Origin of the sequence: Bacillus sp. AY2-1, assembly GCF_008368965.1 — a bacterium.
Taxonomy (GTDB): Bacteria; Bacillota; Bacilli; order Bacillales; family Bacillaceae_G; genus Bacillus_A; species Bacillus_A thuringiensis_S.
Genome location: NZ_QPEL01000017.1, coordinates 83,441 through 104,187, shown reverse-complemented (window position 1 = coordinate 104,187; position 20,747 = coordinate 83,441). Strand labels below are relative to the sequence as shown.

Genomic DNA, 20,747 nt, shown 5'->3' with positions numbered 1-20,747 from the left:
CAATATGCTTATCCAAGGAGAAATATTCTGTTTGCTAACCTTACCTTATCATTCAATAATAATATGATGTCCTGCCGCTTTTGTTAAACGATTCATAATAGCATTTCCTATTCCTTCATTAGGGAACGACTCACTAAAAATAACATCCACTTCACTTGCATCAAATGTTCTAAGTACATCATATAATTTAGTCGCAACGCTAGCTAAGTCACTTCTAACACCACAAGACAATATAACATCTGCGTTATATACATGCTGATACTCTTCCGTCGTTAATACGCCTACTTTAAATCCTTCTTCCTTTTTCTCATCCACAAGTTGCTGAATAAACTCACGCGAGCCCTCAACAATACTAAGTGGTGCTTTCGGCGCATAATGTGTGTATTTCATTCCAGGTGATTTCGGTTTTTCCTTCTCATCCTTTAAAGCTGGATCTAAAGAAACGGTACCTATCACCGCTTCTAATTGTTCTTTCGTAATCCCACCTGGACGTAATATTGTTGGAACCGTGCTTGTACAATCAATTACAGTTGATTCAACGCCTACTCCAGTTGCACCACCATCAACAATACCTGCAATCTTCCCATTCAAATCTTCATATACGTGAGAAGCTAGTGTTGGACTTGGACGCCCTGAACGATTCGCACTTGGTGCCGCAACAGGTACATTCGCCTCTTCAATAAGAGCAAGTGCAACTGGATGATCAGGCATTCTTACCCCAACCGTATTAAGTCCCGCCGTCACCCTCTCTGAAATCCCTTCTTTTCTCGGCAAAATAATTGTTAATGGTCCTGGCCAAAAATGCGCCATTAACTTCTCTGCAACTGGTGGGATTTCTTTCACAATCCCATCTAACTGAGATTTTGTACCTATGTGGACAATGAGTGGATTATCACTCGGTCTTCCTTTCGCTTCGAAAATTTTCGCGATTGCTTCATCATCCATCGCATTTGCACCTAACCCATATACTGTTTCCGTAGGGAAAGCAACCGCCTCATTTTCTCTTAATAATTTTGCTGCTTCTTGTAACTGTGGATAATATTTTTTTCTTTCCACAACATTATCCACAACCCACATATTTGTATGCATTTTTTTCCACGTCCTTTTCTACCCTTAAATACTTGTCTATTTTTAGTTTACTATGAGATTTATCCAAAAGACAAACAAGGTTTATCCACAAAATGTGGATAAACCCAATTAATCCGTGGATAACTTTGTGAATAGCTGACAATTTAGTATTATTGCATTCTGCTCTTTTATATTTTTACAAAAATGTTCTAACTGTTGAATACCCTCTGGAACCTCATCCTTTTCTATAGTAAAAAAGTCAAAGAACTGAAAGATCGGTACAGATTGTGGATGGTTTGTTAGTAAGTACAATTGTTGAACACTTTTTTCTTTCATATACTGCAAAAACATTTCAAAAAAATATAAGAAAGTCTGTTTATCCACATGAGGTGTGAATAAACAAGAACGAATAAGTACATCTTCCCCACTTTGTTCATAACCAATTACAGCTCTTATTTCTTCCGCCTCTTCCAAAATCATAAATTGTGCGTACAACTCATTTATTTTATCATCTTTTTTATTAGCTTGTCCGAAAAAAGAATGTAATCTTTCCACATCTGCTTTCGTAGCAAAATACACTTTCTTCATAATAAATCCCTCCTCATTTTTATATATGAGGAGGGATTTATTAATAGTACTATTTAGAGAATAAAGATGTAAAAGCTTCTACAATAAACAATTTAACTTCTGGCTTTTTTTCTTCCTCTTCTACTTTTACATACTCATTTTGCTTTTCTTGTTTTTTCTCCACAGGTTTCTCCACTTTTTCCACCGTTTTTGTTTCTTCTTTACTTACAGGCTGCTCTTCGACTTTTGTTTCATTTTTTACTACTTTCTTTTCAGAAGCTGTTACTTCTTTTACTACTTCCTGTTTTACAACTTTCGTTTCTTTAACCTTATCCACTTTCTTCTCTTCTGTATTTACTACTTCCTCATCTAGTTGTTTCACCTGCTCCTCTTCAGGAGATTCCGCCTTCACAACGTGCTCTTCTTTTCTTACAGCTGTCCCACTCGAAAAATCTAAGAAACACATTGGTGGAAATAATACACACCACCAGTTCGCCCCTTCACCTTCTCCAATTGTAATCAATACCGCTTCATATTCTCCTGCTGGATAAATAAAATTCCCATATACCTTTGTAGGAAACTTTACATTCTTACTAAATTTCACTTGAAATGATTCTTTACTTCCTTCTCTTTTTAACGTATTTTCCACCGTTTTCTCGATTTCTGGAATATGACTTTGAATTACTTTGCGCGCCTCTTCAAATGAAGTTAAATCCGCTACCCATCCATCAATTTGTGCTTTTACTTCATCACGCACTTTACGCTTTAATGCCTGGTCTTTATCTGAATCACTATTTGCTAAAATTCGTAATCGAACGGCCTCTTTCGGAATAACTGAAGGCCCTTTTGCATCAGCTTTCATATATCCAAACTGCACAAGTAACTGTGCACCAATTAATAATATAAGAAGATAAGCAATAACTTGTTTTTTCATTTCCTCCACCGTCCCCTCTACAAACAGTGTGGACAGACTTTCATATTTCTAAACTATTAAATTCAAAATCTATATGAATTTTCCCACAAAAAAATGGAGTAAGGTGTGAACCTTACTCCATCTCTGCAAATACCATACGGTCTTTTCCGTTAATATCAAAAACAACCTCAACATGGGCATGTGGAAAAGCTTGTTGTAACAATCTTTTTACATCCTCACCTTGTCCTACTCCAATTTCAAACGCTACAATTGCTTTCTCCTGCAACACATTCGGCAATTCTTCCATAAAACGGCGATAAAAATCTAATCCGTCTTCTCCACCAACAAGCGCTCTCTTCGGCTCATGCTCTTTCACAACAGGAGAAAGACCACGCCAATCCTCTTCCGGTATATATGGAGGATTTGAAACAACAACATCTAGCTTTTGACCCGTTTTATGAAATGGTGACAATAAATCACCGTGATAGAACGTTACTTCTGCACCTAAAGCTTTTGCATTTTCTTTTGCAACTTCAATCGACTCTTGTGCAATATCTACTGTATACACGTGGAGATTTTTATTTTCTAAAGCAAGCGTAATAGAAATCGCTCCACTACCTGTGCCTATATCTGCTACATGTAGTTCCTTGTCGCCAAAATGGCGCTCAATTCTTTCTAATACTCCTACTATAAGCTCTTCTGTTTCCGGTCTTGGTATTAATACTTCTTCATTCACAAAGAACGACCGGCCATAAAACATTTCATAACCAATCATATATTGAATAGGAATACCTTCTACATGCTTGTGGATAAACTCCGTAAAGCTTGCCTCTTGTTCCTCATTTATTTCTTCACGCATATTCATAAGTAATCCTGTTCTGTTCATCTTTAATACATGACAAAGGACAATTTCTCCCGCATTTTCATCTCGTCCATTTTCCTGTAAAAAAGAAGAAGCCCATTTCAGGGCTTCATAGACACGCATTACTCAGCTGCCTCCATCCTTTGAGCCTGATCTTCCATCACTAAGGCATTGATGAAATCATCTAACTTACCTTGTAAGATTTGATCTAGCTTTTGAATCGTTAAACCGATTCGATGGTCTGTAACACGGTTTTGCGGGAAGTTATACGTACGAATACGCTCTGAACGATCGCCCGTACCAACAGCTTGTTTACGGTTTTGATCATATTCAGCTTGTGCTTCTTGTCTAAACTTATCATAAACACGTGCGCGTAATACTTTCATCGCTTTTTCTTTATTCTTAATTTGTGATTTCTCATCCTGACAAGATACAACTACACCAGTCGGTAAATGTGTTAAACGTACCGCTGACATCGTTGTATTAACACTTTGTCCACCAGGACCACTAGAAGCAAATGTATCAACACGAACATCTTTCTCGTGAATGTCGATTTCTACTTCTTCTGCCTCTGGTAATACAGCTACAGTTGCTGTAGATGTATGAATACGTCCACCAGATTCCGTTTCAGGAACACGTTGTACACGGTGAGCACCATTCTCGAATTTCAGCTTCGCGAAAGCACCTTTACCGTTAATCATAAAGATAATCTCTTTATATCCACCTAACTCTGTATAGCTAGCCTCGATAATTTCTGTTTTCCAACCTTGAACCTCAGCATAACGGCTATACATGCGGTATAAGTCACCAGCAAATAAAGCGGCCTCGTCGCCACCAGCAGCCCCACGAACCTCAACGATAACGTTCTTATCATCATTAGGGTCCTTTGGAACTAGTAAAATTTTCAGACGTTCTGATAACGTTTTTTCTTGTGATTCTAACTCAGAAACCTCTTCTTTTACCATGTCACGCATTTCTGCGTCTAACTTCTCTTCTAACATTGCTTTCGCATCTTTTAATTGCTCACGAACATCCTTATACTCACGATACACCTCTACCGTTTCCTGTATATCAGACTGTTCCTTTGAATATTCACGAAGCTTATTTGTATCGCTAATAACCTCTGGGTCACTTAACAATTCATTTAACTTCTCATAACGATTTTCTACAGCTTGCAAACGATCTAACACATCATTCACCTCTACATCCTAGTATCTAATACAAATAGTATATGGTACTTACTCAAAAAAACGCAAATTATATTTAAAAGCGTAAGCGGCTTGCTCAGAATCGCAGGCCATTGGAGCTCTCGACCTTGAAGCGCTTTTTGCTTCAAGCGAGAGAGTGAAATGGCCGGAGATTCTAGCCGCTGGAGCTAGATAATATTTAAAAGCATAAGTGGCTCACACCACCCACACTCTCCATTCTGAAAAAAACCCGCCTTGCGCAGCGAGTTTTACTTGTCTTTGTTTGTAGGAACTGCATGACAATGACGACATCGTGGTTCATACGATTCTGAAGCCCCAACTAAAATAATCGGATCATCAAATGCCGCTGGTTCTCCATCAATTAATCGTTGTGTACGACTTGCCGGAGATCCACATGCAGAACATACTGCTTGTAGCTTTGTTACATGTTCAGCAATTGCCATCAGCTGAGGAACTTGTCCAAATGGTAGACCACGGAAATCTTGGTCTAAACCAGCTACAATGACACGATAGCCACGATTTGCCAATACTTGCACCACTTCCACAATGTCCCCATCAAAGAATTGTACCTCATCGATTGCAATTACATCCATATCTTCAGTGATATGTTCAAATATATCTTTTGAAGCTGAAACAGGAACTGCTTTTACCTTTAATCCGTTATGTGATACAACGTCTTCTTCACTATAGCGATTATCAATACATGGTTTAAATACAATTGCATGTTGTTTTGCAAATTGCGTACGGCGCACACGGCGGATTAACTCTTCTGATTTACCAGAAAACATACTACCGCAAATCACTTCAATCCAGCCATTTTGATTTATTAAGTACATGAAGCTCTCCTTTCATCTACTTTTTAGTTAAAAGTAGGGTAAAGGTATAATATTTTCACAAAAAAAACAGACAAGCGAATACATACACTTGCCTGTTTTATGTTTTTATTACTTGATACCGTATTTCTTATTGAAGCGATCAACGCGTCCGTCTGCAGTAGCAAACTTCTGACGTCCAGTGTAGAATGGGTGAGAATCAGAACTGATCTCAACTTTTAGTAATGGATAAGTGTTACCATCTTCCCACTCAACAGTTTCGCTAGAGCCTTTAGTAGACCCGCTTAAGAATTTGAAGCCTGTGTTTGTGTCCATGAATACAACTTTCTTGTAATCTGGGTGAATTCCTGCTTTCATTCTTTTCATCTCCTTCCGCCCTGAATCATTTTCGAAACAGAGTTTTTCATCTTCAGCTGCATACACAACTATATTGATGAAACACATATGATGAAATTATAACAAGGCTAACTTCATTTTGCAACTACCTGTTTTTGTCTTTTGAAATTTAAAGTGGCTTGGGCTCGCTCAGCTCTGACCAGCTAAGGTTCTCCCACTTATTTCTCTCTTTAATATCACCTAAAAGGCATAAGAAAACTCGCTTACTATAAAATAAGCGAGTCCCAATCTTTTCCCTTTACTTAGTTGTTACATACCTTTTAGAGTCTGCAACAATGTTTTGTAAAAATTCTTCGTTTGTCTTCGTTTGACGAAGCTTACGTAAGAAACTTTCAACAAAGTCTGGTGTATCACGCATTGTTTTACGAATGCCCCATAACTTGTCTAAATGCTCTTTTGGAATTAATAGATCTTCTTTACGTGTACCAGAACGACGAATATCAATCGCTGGGAAGATACGACGTTCAGCTAACGAACGATCTAAGTGAAGTTCCATATTTCCAGTTCCTTTAAATTCCTCGTAAATAACATCGTCCATACGAGATCCTGTATCAACAAGGGCTGTTGCTAAAATCGTTAAGCTACCGCCTTCTTCAATATTACGTGCAGCTCCAAAGAAACGCTTCGGTCTATGGAAAGCCGCTGGGTCGATACCACCCGATAATGTTCTACCACTTGGCGGAATAACGAGGTTGTAAGCTCGCGCTAAACGGGTAATACTATCCATTAAAATGATAACATCTTTTTTGTGCTCTACAAGACGCATTGCACGTTCTAACACAAGTTCAGCTACTTTAATATGATTTTCTGGTACTTCATCAAAAGTAGAACTTACAACGTCACCCTTAACAGAACGTTCAATGTCTGTTACTTCCTCTGGACGCTCATCAATTAAAAGAACAATTAATTCTGCTTCTGGATGATTTGTTGTAACACTGTGTGCAATTTCTTTTAATAGACTTGTTTTACCAGCCTTTGGAGGCGCAACAATTAAACCACGTTGTCCAAATCCAACTGGTGCGATTAAATCCATGATACGTGTCGGTAACTTTTTCGGTTCCGTTTCCAATTTCATTTGGCGATCTGGGTATAATGGTGTTAATGCAGGGAAATGCACACGCTCTTTTGCTGAATCTGGATCATCTCCGTTTACAGCTTCAACTTGTAATAACCCAAAATAGCGTTCATTTTCTTTCGGAGGTCGTACTTTACCAGAAACTTTGTCTCCATTACGTAAATCGAAACGACGAATTTGCGAAGCTGAGATATAAATATCTTCTGAGCTTGGAGAATAGTTGATAGGACGTAGGAATCCAAATCCTTCTGATTGAATAATTTCTAATACGCCTTCCATGAAAAAGAAACCTTCTTTTTCTGCTCGAGCTTTCAAAATAGAAAAGATTAACTCTTTTTTCGTTAACTTGCTATAATACGAAATCTTAAATTCTTTCGCAAGCTCGTATAACTCTTTTAATTTCATGTTTTCTAATGCTGCAATTGACAAATTCATTCAGACACCACACTTTAACGTTATTCTCTTTTTTCATGGGTAAAGGGAAAAATACGGAAGGCAAATAATTAATAATGAAAGGCAATAAGTTCAAGTAGGGTAATATTCACTATTGTAACCCTTTTATCTAGTTTTAATCAATACGTTGGAACACAAATACAAGAAGCGAAGACAAGAAAATTTGTCTTCGCTTCTTATTTAGTTTAGTTCCAGCTCCGATAGTTAAAAAGATCGACCATTTTAACCTTTCTGAAGGAGCCGCTTACGCTTTTTATTTAATCCAGCTTCAGCAGCTAGAATGGTCGGTGGCTAGAAGGGTCAGTCATTTCACCCCTTCCTGCGAGGCACAAAACGCCTCTTCGTCAGGAGTTCCAATGCCTTCCCCTTCTGAGCAAGCTGCTTACGCTTTTTACTTAAATCCAGTTCCAGCGGCTAGAATCTCCGGTCATTTCACTCTCTCACTCGAAGCAAAGAGCGCTTCAAGGTCGAGAGTTCCAATGTCCTGCGATTCTGAGCGAGCCGCTTCCACCTTTTACTTAATAACCAAGTTCGGTTTTTTATTTAAGCTATGACGACCATCTACGAAGCGAACTGTGCCTGATTTCGCACGCATAACAAGAGATTGCGTTGTTCCTACGCTACCTTTAAATTGAACACCGCGTAATAGTTCTCCATCTGTTACACCTGTTGCTGCAAAGATTGCATCGTCACCTTTTACTAAGTCCTCCATACGAAGGATACGATTAATGTCTTCTATGCCCATTTTTTTACAACGCGCTAATTCAGCTTCGTTTTGTGGCAATAGTTTTCCGTGAATTTCTCCACCTAAACATTTTAAAGCAACTGCTGCTAATACACCTTCAGGTGCTCCACCAGATCCAAATAAAATATCTACACCTGTACGATCAAACGCTGTATTAATCGCTCCAGCTACATCTCCATCATTAATTAATTTAATACGAGCACCAGCTTTACGAATTTCTTCGATAATTTCTTGATGACGTGGGCGATTTAAAACTGTCGCTACAACATCTTCAATATCTTTATTTTTCGCTTTCGCAACTGCACGTAAGTTATCAATAATAGGCGCATCAATGTCGACCGCCCCAACTGCTTCTGGGCCAACCGCGATTTTATCCATGTACATGTCAGGAGCATGTAACAAATTACCATGGTCTGCAATTGCAATAACAGCAAGAGCATTCCAGCCACCAGCTGCTACGATGTTTGTCCCTTCTAAAGGATCAACTGCAACGTCTACACGTGGTCCATATCCTGTACCTAATTTCTCTCCGATATATAGCATTGGTGCTTCATCCATCTCACCTTCACCAATTACAACTGTACCTTTCATCGGAATTGTATCAAATACATCACGCATAGCTGATGTTGCTGCACCGTCTGCTTCATCTTTTTTCCCGCGCCCCATCCAACGCGCTGATGATAATGCTGCAGCCTCTGTTACACGTACTAACTCCATAGATAAACTTCTTTCCACAATAATCCCTCTCCTTTAAGTCTTTATATTTCTGCCGTATTTTGTGAACCGTGTTTTTCTATAAAGTGTACTTCCGCAAGTAGTGATCCTTCGCTTCCCCCTTGCGGAAGTATCACTTATGCGTTCTTCATCTCTTCAATTTCTTGTTTTGTCATTTGTTCTCGCCAAATGTTTGCTCCAAGCCCTTTAAGCTTGTCCACTATATTCTCATAACCTCGATCAATATGCTCAAGTCCTGTTACTTCTGTAATTCCATCTGCCATTAACCCTGCAATAACAAGTGCCGCTCCCGCTCGTAAATCACTCGCCTTCACTTTTGCACCTTGCAGTAACACAGGACCAGTTACAATTGCCGAACGACCTTCTACTTTAATTTGAGCATTCATACGACGTAATTCATCAATGTGTTTGAAACGGGCACCGTAAATTGTATCTGTTACAACTCCCGTCCCGTGCGCTTTTGTTAAAAGCGTCGTAAACGGCTGTTGTAAATCTGTTGGAAAACCTGGATATACAAGCGTTTTGATATCAACTACTTTTAACTTTCTATTACCGTTCACCGTAATTTGATCATCGTTCGTTTCAACTTGAACACCAGCTTCTCTTAGCTTTGCAGTAACTGATTCTAAGTGCTGAGGAATAACGTTATCAACCGTTACTTCTCCTCCTGATGCAGCTCCTAGAATCATATACGTACCAGCTTCGATACGATCTGGGATGATAGTATGGTGACAACCATGTAAAGAGTCCACACCATCTATTCGGATTACATCTGTACCAGCACCTTTAATACGTGCTCCCATGCTTGTTAACAATGTAGCTACATCAATAATCTCGGGCTCTTTCGCTGCATTTTCAATAACAGTTCTACCTTTCGCTCGTACAGCTGCTAGCATAATATTAATCGTAGCTCCCACACTAACAACATCTAAATAAATACGTGCTCCATGTAGTTCATCTGCCCTTAAATAGATGGCACCTTGTTCATTTGTAACATGTGCACCCAGCGCTTCAAACCCTTTAATATGCTGATCAATTGGCCTCGGTCCTAAATGACATCCACCCGGAAGCCCAATAACAGCTTTTTTAAAACGGCCAAGCATCGCACCCATTAAATAATAAGAAGCGCGCAACTTTTTCACTTTTCCATTTGGCAAAGGCATTGCAACCATGTTAGAAGGATCGACTACCATCTCTTCCTCCTGTCCATAAGTTACTTTCCCTCCAATTTCCTCTAGTAAGTCTCCTAACATTTTCACGTCCGAAATATTAGGGACACCACCAATAGTTACTGGAGTATCTGCTAAAATTGTCGCTGGAATTAATGCAACGGCACTGTTCTTTGCACCGCTTACTCGAATTGTTCCATTTAAAGCTCTTCCGCCTTCAATTAGCAATTTTTCCATATTGAGCTCCCTTCTTGTGAATGTATTTACTTTCTATATTTTTATAGAAAGCTCCCCTTAAGAATCTCAATTACTCTTTCCATCCCAAAACTCAATAAAGTGAAACTTTAATTAGTCGGGGGTGTTTATCCCCCACTGGTTATTAGTTGAACCAATCGGGCTTTTACGGGCAGTTGACCCCCACCTAACTTCTTTGCTTCCACTAAATTTTGAGGTGGGGGTCTTACTGCCCTTTAATGCGGGATAAATAGGAAACCATTATCTTCATTTCTCCTGTAGCACGAATAGATAAAGATCAACTATTCATCGAATTCACTTTATCAATTTAGATACGTTATCACATTTATTAATAGGACTATGCACATTATTTTCTATTTAAAAACCAAAAATGATAAAATCTTTCGACTTGTTCACGCTTTCATTATACAACGAAAGGAAACCGTCTAAAAGACTAGACGGTTTCCAAAACGGAATTTTATTCTTACGCTTTACCGTTAGAACCGAACTCACGCATTTTACCAGCAACAGTTGCTTTAATAGCGTCGCGGCCAGGTCCGATAAATTTACGAGGATCGTAAACTTCTTGGTCTTTGTTTAATACTTCACGAACAGCTTTTGTAAACTCGATTTGGTTCTCAGTGTTTACGTTGATTTTTGAAGTACCTAAAGAGATAGCTTTTACGATATCAGCAGTTGGGATACCAGTACCACCGTGTAATACTAAAGGTACGCCAGTGAAGTCACGAACTTGTTCCATTTCAGCGAATCCTAAGTTAGGCTCACCTTTGTAAGGACCGTGTACAGAACCTAAAGCTGGAGCTAGGCAATCGATACCTGTTGCTTCAACAAGGTGCTTACACTCTGCTGGATCAGCGTAAATTACGCCTTCAGCGATTACGTCGTCTTCTTGTCCGCCAACTGTTCCAAGCTCAGCTTCAACAGATACGTTACGAGCGTGTGCGTATTCTACTACTTGTTTAGTAGTTTCAACGTTTTCTTCGAATGGGTGGTGAGAAGCGTCGATCATTACAGATGTGAAACCTGCATCAATTGCTTCTTTACATTTTTCGAAGCTTGAACCATGGTCAAGGTGAATCGCTACAGGAACAGTGATGTTCATTTCTTCGATTAAAGCTTTAACCATAGCTACAACTGTTTTGAAACCAGTCATATGACGAGCTGCACCCTCAGATACACCTAGGATTACAGGAGATTTTTCTTCTTCCGCAGCAGCTAAGATAGCTTGAGTCCACTCTAAGTTGTTCATGTTGAATTGACCAACTGCGTATTTTCCTTCTAGTGCTTTGTTTAGCATTTCTTTCATAGAAACTAAAGGCATGGTGAATCCTCCTAAAAAACGTTTTTTGTATCCGATAAGTTCTTATCGCTGGTAGTATGACCAGAATAAGGTAAAATATGTATATCTACATACCGGACTTTTTTCTACACTCAATAGGATAACAACTTGTACTCAAAAACTCAACCGTATTCACCTGCACAATAGTCCATGTAAACGCTTTTTTCCATATTTTTTATAAAAAATTCATTTTTACGCCTCTACAGCGAGCTCATTTCTCACAGCTTGACGAATTTCATCAATATCAAATGGTTTAGCAAAATGCATTAAAGCACCTAAATCTTTTGCTTCTTGGATCATATCAAGCTCTCCATAAGCAGTCATTAAAATGACTTTAATACTCTCATCAATTTCTTTTACATGCTTTAAAATCTCTATACCATCCATGCCTGGAATTTTCATATCTAATACTACTAAATCCGGATTATCTTTTTTCACGATATCTAAAGCTTGAAATCCATTCGCTGCTTGGAATGTCTGATAACCTTCTTTTTGGAACACTTCATGTAATAACACACGAATCCCATATTGATCATCAACGATTAAAATTTTACCTTCCATAATTCCCAACCTTTCTGTGTAAGTACAAGATTTAAAGCTTCTTATATCTTAACGATTTATTTTCGCTATTCTTTGGCAAATTCCTTCCTATTCTTTCTTATTTTACCGTTTCCTATTTTGTTATGCTACCCTACGATTTCACCTTTCTAAAAAAATAAACTATAATGAAAGCCGGCAAACACGTACGAAGGGAGTAACATTATGTTAAAAATTTTTTCAACTCAATTAAGTGGTTATTTCTCCAGAGTTTCTCAAAAAGAAGAAATGAATATAGAAGATAGCGCTCGTTTACTTGCTCAAGCACTAATTGGCGATGGTTTCATTTATTTATATGGTACAAATGAAATGGATGGTGTTGTTACCGAAGCACTATTCGGTGCTGAACCAATGAAGCAAGCAAAACGCTTATTTGAAAATGGTAAAGAAGCAGAAGTAACCTCTGCGGATCGTGTACTTCTTATTAGCCGTTTTTCAACAGATGAAGCAGTTGTAGAAATTGCAAAAAAACTACAAGAAGAGGGACACTCTATTGTCGGCATTTCTGCTCTTCAAGAAGGTACGAAATCACTGGAACAATATACAGACGTACATATTGATACAAAACTGTTAAAAGGCCTTATTCCAGACGATGAAGGTAATCGCTACGGGTTCCCAAGCTTAATAGTAGCTTTATTTGCTTATCACGGAATCAAATTTACAATCGATGAAATGTTAAACGAATATTAAAAAAAAGCGCCGTCACTTTAAAGTGACGGCGCTTTTTTTATTACTTGCTCTCTTTATTCGTAATAGAAGCTCTTACGAAGTCATGGAACAATGGTTGTGGACGGTTTGGACGAGAAACAAGTTCTGGGTGGAACTGTGCTGCTACGAACCAAGGGTGGTCTTTTAATTCAATGATTTCAACTAGACGACCGTCTGGGCTTGTACCAGAGAATACGAATCCTTCTTTTTCCATATCCGGACGGAACTGGTTGTTGAACTCATAACGATGACGATGACGCTCATATACAACCGGCTCATTATAAGCATTGTAAGCATTTGTTTCTTCAGAAAGCTTACATGGGTATAGACCAAGACGAAGTGTACCACCTAGGTCCTCTACATCTTTTTGTTCTGGTAATAGGTCAATGATTGCGTATGGTGTATCAGGGTTAATTTCAGAAGAGTTAGCACCTTCTAAACCTAATACATTACGTGCGAATTCGATTGATGCAAGTTGCATACCTAAGCAAATTCCTAAGAATGGAACTTTGTTTTCACGAGCATATTGAATCGCAACGATTTTACCTTCTACACCACGATCGCCGAAGCCACCTGGTACAAGGATACCATCTGTGTCTCCTACTAATTCTTGTACATTTTCTGCTGTTACGTGCTCAGCATTTACCCATTTTACTTCTACATCTGTATCGAATGAGTAACCAGCATGACGAAGTGCTTCTACAACAGAAATATATGCATCTTGAAGTTCTACATATTTACCAACAAGAGCGATTTTTGTTTTCTTAGAAAGGTTACGTACCTTGTTAACTAGCGCAGTCCACTCTGTCATATCTGCAGCTGGATTGTCTAATTTTAAGTGATCACAAACGATTTGGTCCATGTTTTGTTCTTGAAGAGATAATGGAACCGCATATAAAGTATCTGCATCGCGAGCTTCGATAACTGCTTTTGTATCGATGTCACAGAATAATGCAAGCTTGTCTTTCATATCTTGAGAAACAGGAAGTTCTGTACGAACAACGATAATATTTGGTTGAATACCTAAGCTACGAAGTTCTTTAACACTATGTTGTGTTGGTTTTGTTTTCATTTCACCCGCTGCTTTTAAGTACGGGATTAACGTACAGTGAATGTACATTACATTGTCACGACCGATGTCGCTCTTAATTTGACGGATTGCTTCTAAGAATGGTAGAGACTCGATATCACCAACAGTTCCGCCGATTTCTGTAATAACAACATCCGCATTTGTTTCACGGCCAGAACGATATACGCGCTCTTTAATTTCGTTAGTAATGTGAGGAATAACTTGAACTGTTCCTCCTAAATATTCACCGCGACGCTCTTTTTGAAGAACTGAAGAGTAAATTTTACCTGTTGTTACGTTGCTGTATTTGTTTAAGTTAATGTCGATAAAACGCTCATAGTGACCAAGGTCTAAGTCAGTTTCTGCGCCATCATCTGTTACGAATACCTCACCGTGTTGGTATGGGCTCATAGTCCCTGGGTCTACGTTAATGTATGGATCAAACTTTTGAATCGTTACATTTAAACCACGATTTTTTAAAAGTCTTCCAAGAGATGCTGCTGTAATACCTTTTCCTAAAGACGATACTACACCGCCTGTTACAAAAATATACTTAGTCATGAAAAAGCTCCCTTCTATTTTGCTGTTATATAATCACCGTTGCAAAGCGCAACGTATGTAGATAACACTGTATCCATCTTATTGTTAGACTCTTTTTATTTTCTAAACAAAAAACAAAAAAGAAAATTGCTCCCCTCATCACATAAAGTAATAAGTAGGGAGCAATTTTCTTTTATATTTACACTTTAAAAGTATTATCGTCCTTTTTTAAAGAGCCCAAAAATGATTCTACATGGACGATAATGAAAAGTCAAGAACTACAGTTCTTCCTCTTCTTCTTCAGTTTCATCATACTCAAGTTCTTCTTCAGCGAAGTCGTCTTCTTCATCTTCTTCTAAATCATCAAGATCGTCGTCATCTCCGTCTTCTTCTTCAAGAACCTTGTCCAAATCTTCTACATCATCTTCTTCGTCTGCATTTCCGTCTGCATCGTCAAAGTCATCTTCATCTTCTTCAATGTAGTCGTCAAAACCGTCTTCTTCAACTTTACGTTTCTTCTTCGGTTTTGGCTGCGGTAAGATTTCTTCATCAATTTGCTCATATGGGTACCAGCTGCGTAGTCCCCAACGATTTTCTCCTAAATTAATGAAACGTCCATCGATGTTTAAGTCTGTATAAAATTGTGCGAGTTTCGCATTAACTTGCTCTTGAGATAGTCCCAGCACTTGAGCGATTTCTTGAACCAACTCGTTGAATGTCGTTGCTTGTCTTTTATCCCCTAAAACGCTATGTACAACTTCAATCATTGAACATTCTTTTAGCTCTTCTGGTGAATATTGCTTAAAATTCACTTATGCGGCACTTCCTTTCATCAAATATAACCTTATATATAACGGTCTGCTTAAAAAAATCCATACTATTCATTATAAACAAAAGTCGCACAAATATGCTACAAAAAAAACGGGAAACTTTTATATGGTAATAAAATTAATAATTTGTCTGTTCCTTATTTCGGAAGCATATGGGCACCTTGCAACACATACCTAATTTGCATTTCTGTGTATTCTTCAAGCGTATACAGTTTTTGCAGCGCCCAGCGTCTAAACCCCCACATTTGTCCTTGTATAAAAATATTATGTGCAAGAAGCTGTATTTCTTTTTTATTTAATATAAACGTTCCATTTTCCGTACACTGTTCTAAAATATCCTCAAACATTCCTACCATTTGAAACTCTTTTTCTAATACATATGGGAGAGATTCTTTCGGTAAAAAACGTACTTCTTGATACATAATTAATACTTCTTCTTGTAATTCGTCCATCACTTTAAAGTAATTCGTTATCGCTATCTTTAAACTTTCTATACTCCCTTTTTCTGTACATACTACTTCCTCTAATCGTTCTTTTACATGTTCATATATACTATCACAAACTAAATACAAAACATCATCTTTTGTACGAATGTACTCATAAAGTGTCCCTATACTAAATCCCGCCGCTTTTGCAATCTCTCTCGTTGTTGTACGCGGAAATCCTTTTTGTTTAAACAGTTGCACCGCACCTTTAATCATTTGTTCACGTCTTAACGCAACTAATTTTTCATCTTTCACCGATGCATGTACATTATGTTTAACCATTACCTTCACCTCTCTCTATTATTTTTTGGAAGGAAAAAGCGTAGGAAAATACCTACGCTTTCGTTCCTACTTCGTTAACATACGAGAAATTACAAGCCTCTGAATCTCTTGTGTTCCTTCATATATTTGTGTAATCTTTGCATCTCGCATATAACGCTCTACTGGATAATCTTTCGTATAACCGTAACCACCAAATACTTGCACCGCTTCAGTCGTCACCTTCATCGCTGTATCCCCCGCAAATACTTTTGACATCGCTGATTCTTTTCCATACGGAAGCCCTTCTGATTCAAGCCAAGCCGCTTGATATGTTAAAAGGCGTGCCGCTTCTACATCTGTTGCCATATCCGCAAGTTTAAACCCAATCCCTTGCTGCGCCGCAATTGGCTTTCCAAATTGATGGCGCTCCCTTGCATATTCTACAGAAGCATCTAAAGCCCCTTGTGCAATACCAACAGCTTGCGCCGCAATACCGTTACGACCTCCATCTAATGTTTGCATCGCAACTTTAAATCCTTGCCCCTCTTCTCCAAGTAGATTCTCTACAGGAATACGGCAATCTTCAAACATAATTTCAGTCGTTGGTGAAGAGCGAATCCCTAGCTTGCTCTCCTTCTTCCCAACTGAAAATCCCGGTGTATCACTTTCTACAATAAATGCACTCGTACCGCGCTGCTTCGATTCAGGATCAGTTAGCGCAAAAACAACATAAATATCAGCAATACCGCCATTTGTAATGAAAATTTTTGATCCATTTAAAATATAATGGTCGCCATCTCTCTTTGCGATTGTCTTCATTCCACCAGCATCCGATCCAGATCCTGGCTCCGTTAAGCCGTATGCACCAATTTTCTTCCCTTCAGCCATCGGTCGTAAAAACTTTTGCTTTTGTTCTTCTGTCCCAAATTTAAAAATTGGCCATCCCGCAAGTGAAGTATGTGCAGATAGTGTTACACCTGTTGAAGCACAAACTCGAGATAATTCTTCAATAGCAATTACGTACGCTAAGTAATCGCTTCCAATTCCGCCGTATTCTTCAGGCCACGGAATACCGGTTAAACCAAGCTCTGCCATTTGATCAAATAACTCTCGATCAAATCTCTCTTCCTCATCACGCTCAGCTGCTGTTGGTGCTACTTCATTTTTAGCAAAATCTCGAACCATTTTTCTTATCATTTCATGTTCTTCTGATAGTTTAAAATGCATCTCCGTCTCCCCCTCGCCCTTTTATAAAGCACGGCTAATAACAAGTTTCTGTATTTCACTTGTTCCTTCATATATTTGCGTGATTTTCGCATCACGGAAAAATCGTTCTACTGGATAGTCTTTCGTATAACCGTAACCACCAAATACTTGCACCGCTTCAATCGCGACTTCAACTGCTGTCTTAGAAGCAAATAATTTCGCAATAGATGCTTCTTTACCGCATGGTAATCCTTGCGCCCTAAGAGACGCCGCTCTATATACGAGTAACCTTGCTGCTTCGACACTTGTTGCCATATCTGCAAGCTTGAAGCCAATCCCTTGCTGCGCCGCAATTGGTTTCCCAAATTGCTCTCGTTCTTTTGCATAATCAATCGCACATGCAAGCGCCGCTTCAGCAATTCCTAACGCCTGTGCACCGATTCCAATTCGCCCAACATCTAAATTCGCCATTGCCACCTTGAATCCTTGTCCTTCTTCCCCAAGTAAATTCTCAGCTGGCACTTTCATATCTTCAAAAGTAAGTTGTACCGTACGAGAACCGAGAAGCCCCATCTTATGTTCATCTTTTCCGATGATTAAACCAGGTGTATCTTTCTCTACTATAAATGCAGAAATACCACTTTTTCCTGCATCTGGATTTGTAGAAGCGAATACAATGTACGTACTTGCTTCACCACCATTTGTAATAAACACTTTCGATCCATTAATAATATAATGATCGCCTTTTTTTACAGCTCTTGATTTCAAACTCCCTGCATCCGATCCTGCATTTGGCTCTGTTAAAGCAAATGCGCCTAAATATTCCCCGGTTGCAAGTTTAGAAACATATTTTTTCTTCTGTTCTTCTGTTCCGAAATATAAAATCGGATTCATTCCAACTGACGTATGTACAGCTAAAATTACACCAACTGTTGCACTTACCTTTGAGATTTCCTCAATTGCTAGAATGTAAGAAATAAAATCCATTTCTGCCCCGCCGTATTTTGCAGGCGCTGGAATCCCCATTAATCCAAGATTACCCATATTTTGTAAAACCTCTTTTGGGAACACCCCTTGTTCCATACTAGGAACAAAGGGAGCTATTTCCTTCTGTGCAAAATCCCGAACCATTTTCCTCATCATTTGCTGCTCTTCATTAAAACGAAAGTTCATATACTCCGCCTCCATTTGCTATATATCCTTTTAACAATTTGGTAAGACCACTATTTTGTAACAAAGGGGGAATTTATTCGTAAACGTAGAATCCACGACCTGTTTTACGACCTAACCATCCTGCATTCACATACTTACGTAATAACGGACATGGGCGATATTTACTATCTCCTAATCCTTCATGCAACACTTCCATAATGTATAAACACGTATCTAAACCGATAAAATCAGCGAGCGTCAAAGGCCCCATCGGATGGTTCATACCCAGCTTCATTACTTCATCAATTGCTTCTTTCGTCGCTACACCTTCATATAACGTATAAATTGCTTCGTTAATCATCGGTAACAAAATGCGGTTTGATACAAAACCTGGGAAATCATTTACTTCAACTGGTACTTTCCCAATTTTTTTCGTAATATCTTCAATTGCTTCATATACCGCATCATCTGTAGCCAAACCACGAATAATCTCAACAAGCTTCATAACTGGAACTGGATTCATAAAGTGCATACCGATTACTTTTTCCGGACGCTTCGTTACCGCTGCAATTTCTGTAATTGGCAGAGATGACGTATTCGTCGCTAAAATTGCGTGTTCTGGAGCAATTTCATCTAGATTCGCAAAGATTTTCTTTTTAATATCCATTTTCTCAACAGCTGCTTCAATAATAAGATCCGCTTCTTTCACACAATCTAAATCAAGCGTTACTGTAAGACGATTTAATGTCGCTTCCTTCTCTTCTTCCTTCATGCGTCCTTTTTCTACTTGGCGCGCTAAGTTTTTCGTAATGATAACCAAACCTCTATCTAATTGCTCTTGTTTTAAATCTTGTACCTTCACGTCATATCCTGCCATTGCACATACTTGTGCAATTCCTGATCCCATTTGCCCTGCACCAATTACAACAATGTTTTGTACACCCATTTTTTCTTCCCCCTTAATTGTTAATAAATTTTATACCCTCGAACTTTAATTAGTGAACTTCAATCATCACTGCGTCCCCTTGACCGCCACCGCTACAAATCGAAGCAATTCCAATTCCGCCGCCGCGCTGCTTAAGCGCATGGATTAGTGTAACGATAATGCGCGCTCCGCTTGCTCCAATTGGATGTCCCATCGCTACTGCGCCGCCATTTACATTCAATTTTTCTGGATCAATTCCTGCGATTTCTGTACTTGCAATTGCTACCGCTGCAAATGCTTCATTAATCTCGAATAAATCGATATCTTCAATTGTCTTGCCTGTTTTTTCAAGCAATGCGTTAATTGCATAACCTGGCGTTCTTGGGAAATCTTTAGATTCCACTGCAATTGCTGTATGCGCCAAAATTGTCGCTAATGGCTTTCTTCCTTCTTGCTTCGCTCTGTCTTCGCTCATTAATACAAGTGCGGCACCACCATCGTTCAAGCCTGGCGCATTACCCGCTGTCACCGCCGCTGTCTTATCAAATACAGGTTTTAACTTTGCTAACTTTTCAATCGTTGTATCTTCACGTGGCGCCTCATCCTTTGCAACGACAATAGAATCGCCTTTTCTTTGCGGGATCGTTACTGGAACGATCTCCTCTTCAAAACGTCCTTCTTTATGCGCTGAAACCGCACGCTGATGGCTACGATATGCCCATTCATCTTGCGCTTCGCGAGAAATTCCATCTTCCTTCGCAACTTCTCCGCCATAAACACCCATGTGTGTACCTGAAAATGCGCATGTTAAACCGTCAGCAACGTTTAAATCAATAACTTCGTTGTTGCCCATTCTGTATCCCCATCTTGCTCCGCGTAAAATGTAAGGACTGTTACTCATCGACTCCATACCACCAGCTACAATCAGTGATTGATCGCCAGTACGAATAATCTGATCCGCTAACGTAACCGCACGAAGGCCTGATGCACAAACTTTATTGACTGTTTCCGTCTGCACTTCCCAAGGGATTCCTGCAGCCCTTGCAGCTTGGCGCGATGGAATTTGTCCCTGTCCACCTTGAATAACCGTTCCAAATATAACTTCTTCAACATCACTAGCTGCAACATTTGCTCTTTCAAGCGCTGCTTTAATTGCAATTCCTCCAAGTTCCGTCGCTTTTACATCTTTTAAAGATCCTCCGAATTTTCCAACTGGTGTTCTTGCAGCACTTAAAATAACTGTTTTACTCATGTTTCTTTCCCCCATTTCATTTTTTAACACTGAGCGCTCGCTCGGTATCCCTACGTTGAGAAGAGGTGCAATCATTGCACCTCTTTCTAAAGTTGTATACATTC

Annotated in this window: 20 protein-coding genes; 1 reads left to right on the top strand and 19 read right to left on the bottom strand. The window is 39.0% G+C overall.

Features of this window, described 5'->3' with window-relative positions; all coding sequences use genetic code 11:
- Positions 1-48: 48 nt before the first annotated feature.
- The 12 genes from DN403_RS04420 to spo0F form a co-directional block, all read right to left on the bottom strand.
- The gene (locus tag DN403_RS04420) at positions 49-1,089 is read right to left on the bottom strand and encodes an L-threonylcarbamoyladenylate synthase (RefSeq protein ID WP_000557357.1); all 1,041 of its coding nucleotides are present in this window, start codon (positions 1,087-1,089) and stop codon (positions 49-51) included.
- A gap of 108 nt (positions 1,090-1,197) precedes the next feature.
- Entirely contained in the window at positions 1,198-1,656 is a 459-nt protein-coding gene (locus DN403_RS04415) for a GNAT family N-acetyltransferase (protein WP_000758437.1), read from the bottom strand.
- 49 nt (positions 1,657-1,705) lie between these two features.
- Entirely contained in the window at positions 1,706-2,569 is an 864-nt protein-coding gene (gene spoIIR, locus DN403_RS04410; RefSeq protein ID WP_016078210.1) for a stage II sporulation protein R, read from the bottom strand.
- Positions 2,570-2,681: 112 nt separating this feature from the next.
- On the bottom strand, positions 2,682-3,533 hold the full coding sequence (gene prmC, locus DN403_RS04405) for a peptide chain release factor N(5)-glutamine methyltransferase (RefSeq protein ID WP_001267024.1): 852 nt from the start codon (positions 3,531-3,533) through the stop codon (positions 2,682-2,684).
- On the bottom strand, positions 3,533-4,600 hold the full coding sequence (gene prfA / locus DN403_RS04400) for a peptide chain release factor 1 (RefSeq protein ID WP_000887066.1): 1,068 nt from the start codon (positions 4,598-4,600) through the stop codon (positions 3,533-3,535). The genes prmC and prfA overlap by 1 nt, the downstream gene beginning before the upstream one ends.
- Positions 4,601-4,866: 266 nt before the next feature.
- Entirely contained in the window at positions 4,867-5,454 is a 588-nt protein-coding gene (locus DN403_RS04395; RefSeq protein ID WP_000280851.1) for a thymidine kinase, read from the bottom strand.
- Between the two features lie 108 nt (positions 5,455-5,562).
- Positions 5,563-5,808 carry a type B 50S ribosomal protein L31 gene (locus tag DN403_RS04390; protein ID WP_000643435.1) on the bottom strand — a complete coding sequence of 82 codons (246 nt, stop codon included), beginning with the start codon at positions 5,806-5,808 and terminating at the stop codon, positions 5,563-5,565.
- Positions 5,809-6,085: 277 nt separating this feature from the next.
- Positions 6,086-7,357 (bottom strand): transcription termination factor Rho, encoded by a 1,272-nt coding sequence (gene rho, locus DN403_RS04385; protein WP_001053903.1) that lies wholly within the window; start codon positions 7,355-7,357, stop codon positions 6,086-6,088.
- Positions 7,358-7,889: 532 nt separating this feature from the next.
- Positions 7,890-8,855 (bottom strand): class II fructose-bisphosphatase, encoded by a 966-nt coding sequence (glpX, locus tag DN403_RS04380; protein WP_000442340.1) that lies wholly within the window; start codon positions 8,853-8,855, stop codon positions 7,890-7,892.
- A 116-nt stretch (positions 8,856-8,971) separates the two neighbouring features.
- The gene (murA, locus tag DN403_RS04375) at positions 8,972-10,261 is read right to left on the bottom strand and encodes a UDP-N-acetylglucosamine 1-carboxyvinyltransferase (RefSeq protein ID WP_000413248.1); all 1,290 of its coding nucleotides are present in this window, start codon (positions 10,259-10,261) and stop codon (positions 8,972-8,974) included.
- Between the two features lie 481 nt (positions 10,262-10,742).
- On the bottom strand, positions 10,743-11,600 hold the full coding sequence (locus DN403_RS04365) for a class II fructose-bisphosphate aldolase (RefSeq protein ID WP_001131856.1): 858 nt from the start codon (positions 11,598-11,600) through the stop codon (positions 10,743-10,745).
- Between the two features lie 210 nt (positions 11,601-11,810).
- Positions 11,811-12,179, bottom strand: a complete 369-nt coding sequence (spo0F, locus tag DN403_RS04360; RefSeq protein WP_000398594.1) for a sporulation initiation phosphotransferase Spo0F — start codon at positions 12,177-12,179, stop codon at positions 11,811-11,813.
- Positions 12,180-12,380: 201 nt separating this feature from the next.
- Between spo0F and DN403_RS04355 the strand changes: the two genes are divergently transcribed.
- Positions 12,381-12,905, top strand: coding sequence for a DUF2529 domain-containing protein (locus DN403_RS04355; protein ID WP_000912391.1), 525 nt, complete (start codon positions 12,381-12,383; stop codon positions 12,903-12,905).
- 40 nt (positions 12,906-12,945) lie between these two features.
- On the opposite strand, the gene pyrG is transcribed toward DN403_RS04355, so the two are convergent.
- The 7 genes from pyrG to DN403_RS04320 form a co-directional block, all read right to left on the bottom strand.
- On the bottom strand, positions 12,946-14,553 hold the full coding sequence (gene pyrG, locus DN403_RS04350; protein WP_000170448.1) for a CTP synthase: 1,608 nt from the start codon (positions 14,551-14,553) through the stop codon (positions 12,946-12,948).
- Between the two features lie 257 nt (positions 14,554-14,810).
- Complete coding sequence (gene rpoE, locus DN403_RS04345) at positions 14,811-15,344, bottom strand: DNA-directed RNA polymerase subunit delta (RefSeq protein ID WP_001009774.1); 534 nt, start codon at positions 15,342-15,344, stop codon at positions 14,811-14,813.
- 155 nt (positions 15,345-15,499) lie between these two features.
- The gene (locus tag DN403_RS04340) at positions 15,500-16,129 is read right to left on the bottom strand and encodes a TetR/AcrR family transcriptional regulator (RefSeq protein ID WP_000238594.1); all 630 of its coding nucleotides are present in this window, start codon (positions 16,127-16,129) and stop codon (positions 15,500-15,502) included.
- Positions 16,130-16,195: 66 nt separating this feature from the next.
- The gene (gene acdA / locus DN403_RS04335; RefSeq protein WP_000545543.1) at positions 16,196-17,335 is read right to left on the bottom strand and encodes an acyl-CoA dehydrogenase AcdA; all 1,140 of its coding nucleotides are present in this window, start codon (positions 17,333-17,335) and stop codon (positions 16,196-16,198) included.
- Between the two features lie 21 nt (positions 17,336-17,356).
- Positions 17,357-18,487 carry an acyl-CoA dehydrogenase gene (locus DN403_RS04330; protein ID WP_137073811.1) on the bottom strand — a complete coding sequence of 377 codons (1,131 nt, stop codon included), beginning with the start codon at positions 18,485-18,487 and terminating at the stop codon, positions 17,357-17,359.
- A 73-nt stretch (positions 18,488-18,560) separates the two neighbouring features.
- Positions 18,561-19,412, bottom strand: coding sequence for a 3-hydroxybutyryl-CoA dehydrogenase (locus DN403_RS04325; RefSeq protein WP_000538876.1), 852 nt, complete (start codon positions 19,410-19,412; stop codon positions 18,561-18,563).
- 49 nt (positions 19,413-19,461) lie between these two features.
- Complete coding sequence (locus DN403_RS04320) at positions 19,462-20,745, bottom strand: acetyl-CoA C-acetyltransferase (protein ID WP_002083553.1); 1,284 nt, start codon at positions 20,743-20,745, stop codon at positions 19,462-19,464.
- Positions 20,746-20,747 lie beyond the last annotated feature (2 nt).